This is a genomic window from Dietzia sp. B44 (genome assembly GCF_014145245.1).
Taxonomy (GTDB): Bacteria; Actinomycetota; Actinomycetes; order Mycobacteriales; family Mycobacteriaceae; genus Dietzia; species Dietzia natronolimnaea.
The window spans coordinates 1-2,953 of the sequence record NZ_JAALEF010000183.1 but is presented as its reverse complement, the minus strand read 5'-3'; the positions used below and the strand labels follow the sequence as shown (position 1 = coordinate 2,953).

Below are 2,953 nucleotides of genomic sequence, written 5' to 3'. Positions count from 1 at the left end.
TCGGGCGATGTGTGCGGAACGCTCTTCTCGACGGGGCCGGCCCCCGGGGGAGCAGCCCCCAGGCGTCAGGGGGCCCAGGTCCGGGCGCCCACGGTGCTGCCCACTGTCTCGTCGGGGACCACGGCCTCGTCGGCGTACGCGCGGTTCACGGCCGAGACCACGGCGCGCAGTGTCGCGGTGGTGATGGAACCGGCCCGGCCGACGCCCCAGAACACCCGGTTGCCGAACTGCACCTCGACGTACGCCGCCGCGGTGGCGTCGTCGCCGGCGGTCATGGCGTGCTCCGAGTAGTCGAGGATGCGCACCTCGTCGTCGAACATCTCGTTGAGCGCGGCGACGAACGCCGCCAGGGGGCCGTTACCGGACCCCGTCAGCTCCTTGGTCTCGCCCTTCCACTTGACCACGGCGTCGATCGAGTCCACGCCGTCGTCGGTCTCGGCCGGGTCGAGCTGCTGGGAGATCCGCTCCATGGGGGAGACGCGGTCCAGGTACTCGAGGGTGAAGATGTCCCACATCTGCTTGGGCGTGACCTCGCCCCCCTCGGAGTCGGTGACGTTCTGCACCAGGGCGGAGAACTCCATCTGCAGGCGCCGCGGCAGCTGCAGGCCGTAATCGCTCTTCATGATGTAGGCCACGCCGCCCTTGCCGGACTGCGAGTTCACGCGGATCACGGCCTCGTAGGTGCGGCCCTCGTCCTTGGGGTCCACGGGCAGGTAGGGGACCTCCCACGTGATGTCGGTGATGTCCTCGCCGTGCGCGTCGGCCTCGACCTGCAGAGCGTCGAAGCCCTTGTTGATCGCGTCCTGGTGCGAGCCCGAGAAGGCGGTGAAGACCAGGTCGCCGCCGTAGGGATGACGCTCGGGTACGCGCAGCTGGTTGGCGTACTCGACGGTGCGGCGGATCTCGTCCATGTCCGAGAAGTTGATCTGCGGGTCGACGCCGCGGGTGAGCAGGTTCATGCCCAGCGTCACCAGGCAGACGTTGCCGGTGCGCTCGCCGTTGCCGAACAGGCAGCCCTCGATGCGGTCGGCGCCGGCCTGGAACGCCAGTTCGGCGGCCGCGACGCCGGTGCCACGGTCGTTGTGCGGGTGCAGCGACAGGATCGTGGAGTCGCGGCGCGCCAGATTGCGGTGCATCCACTCGATCTGGTCGGCGTACACGTTGGGCGTGGCCATCTCGACCGTCGCCGGCAGGTTGAGGATGATCGGGTTCTCCGGCGTGGCGCCCACGACCTCGGTGACGGCGTCGCAGACCTCCTTGGAGAACGCGAGCTCGGTGCCGGTGAACGACTCGGGGGAGTACTCCCAGCGCCAGTTGGTGTCCGGGTAGTCCTTCGCGATGGCGGTCACCAGCTCGGCGGCGTCGGTGGCGATCTTCTTGATCGCGTCGCGGTCCTTCCGGAACACGACCTTGCGCTGCAGGATCGAGGTGGAGTTGTAGAAGTGCACGATCACGTTGGACGCGCCCTCGCACGCCTCGAACGTGCGGCGGATCAGGTCCTCGCGACACTGCACCAGCACCTGGATGGTGACGTCGGAGGGGATCGCCTCGTCCTCGATGATCTCGCGGACGAAGTCGTAGTCGGTCTGCGAGGCAGACGGGAACCCGACCTCGATCTCCTTGTAGCCCATGCGGACCAGCAGTTCGAACATCCGGCGCTTGCGGGCCGGGCTCATGGGGTCGATCAGCGCCTGGTTGCCGTCGCGCAGATCCACGGCGCACCACTGGGGCGCGTGGGTGATGACCTTGTCCGGCCAGGTGCGGTCGGGCAGCGAGACGTCCTCGACCTCCTCCGCGAAGGGCCGGTACCGGTGGGCCGGCATCGAGGAGCCCTTCTGTCGGTTCCACGACGGTTGGTCGGGGCGTCCGGGCTTGGAGGGGGGAGTGATGGTCGACGACGACGAGACGAATGCGTCAGCGGGATTCATTGCGGGGCTCTACTTCCGTGGATTCGATCTGTAGGGATCGGACCGGCGCGACGGGATCCCGCGACGGGGAGCCGGTCCGCCTCAGCGGGCCCCGCCGCGGCACCCAAGAAGGAGCACGCGCTGCATGGCGGTCACGATACACGGTTCCGCGGGGTCTCACGGAATCGGGATGACGAAGGTCGTGGACCCCGTGGTCGCCTCCGGCGGGGAGAGCGGGGAGTCGGCGCCCAGCTCCTGGTCGTGGTGCATCGACCCCCACAGCCTGCGACAGCCGGCCTCCTCGGCGATGCCGAGCGCCTTGTCCACCAGTTGATGGGCGATCCCGCGGCCACGCAGCGGTTCGCTCACCCGGATCCCGTAGACGAACAGGTCCGGGCTGGCGCCCAGGTACCCGGTCTCCACCGCCACCAACATGCCCACCGGGACCTCGTCCTGCAGCGCCAGCAACAGCAGGTTGGATCCGTTGTCGAGGAAGTCCCGGGTCCACTCCGCGGTGGGCGGGTAGCTGAACAGGTCGTCGGCGGTCAGCACCAGATCGAGGTCGCCGCGCGAGGCGCGACGGATCACGAGCTCCGGCTGCTCCGGCGAGGTCATCTGTTCAGTGTGACAAATACGCGGGCGGTCCGGTGCACGTGAGTGACGGCCGGGTGCGACCGGTACCTCGTCGTCATCGGTTGGCGATCATCCAGTCGATCCAACCGTTCTGGAACGGGACCGACTCGTACCAGGCCGGATTGGTGCCGTCGGGCTGGCGTCGTGCGTGGTCGGAACCGGAATGGATGCCCACCAGCAGGTCGCCGTGGAAGACGGGCCCGCCGGAGTCCCCGGCCCCGTATCCGCCCTGGATGGTGTGGGACCGGCCGATGCGGGATCCGCCCCGCGGCTCCATCCGCTCGAGGCGGGTGAGTCCGGTGCGCAGCTCCGCGGCGCGCTGACCGCCGGGCGAGGTGGCGCCGAAGCCGTGGAACCGCAGCACGTCGCCGGCCACGGGGTCCCTGCCCGCGCGCTTGACGGACGGGGACGGA

At 69.2% G+C, this 2,953-nt stretch carries 3 protein-coding genes; all 3 read right to left on the bottom strand.

The features are described 5' to 3' along the window. Positions 1-65: 65 nt before the first annotated feature. Entirely contained in the window at positions 66-1,928 is a 1,863-nt protein-coding gene (gene leuA / locus G6017_RS06990; protein WP_182616645.1) for a 2-isopropylmalate synthase, read from the bottom strand. A gap of 156 nt (positions 1,929-2,084) precedes the next feature. After that, entirely contained in the window at positions 2,085-2,522 is a 438-nt protein-coding gene (locus tag G6017_RS06985; RefSeq protein ID WP_179524341.1) for a GNAT family N-acetyltransferase, read from the bottom strand. Between the two features lie 73 nt (positions 2,523-2,595). Then, positions 2,596-2,953: trypsin-like serine protease (locus G6017_RS06980; RefSeq protein ID WP_182616643.1), on the bottom strand; the 358-nt coding region annotated here is incomplete at its 5' end.

Excerpts from the sequence above, each read along its gene's own strand:
- leuA (WP_182616645.1), bottom strand. The coding sequence starts at position 1,928 with ATGAATCCCGCTGACGCATTCGTCTCGTCGTCGTCGACCATCACTCCC.
- G6017_RS06985 (WP_179524341.1), bottom strand. The coding sequence starts at position 2,522 with ATGACCTCGCCGGAGCAGCCGGAGCTCGTGATCCGTCGCGCCTCGCGC.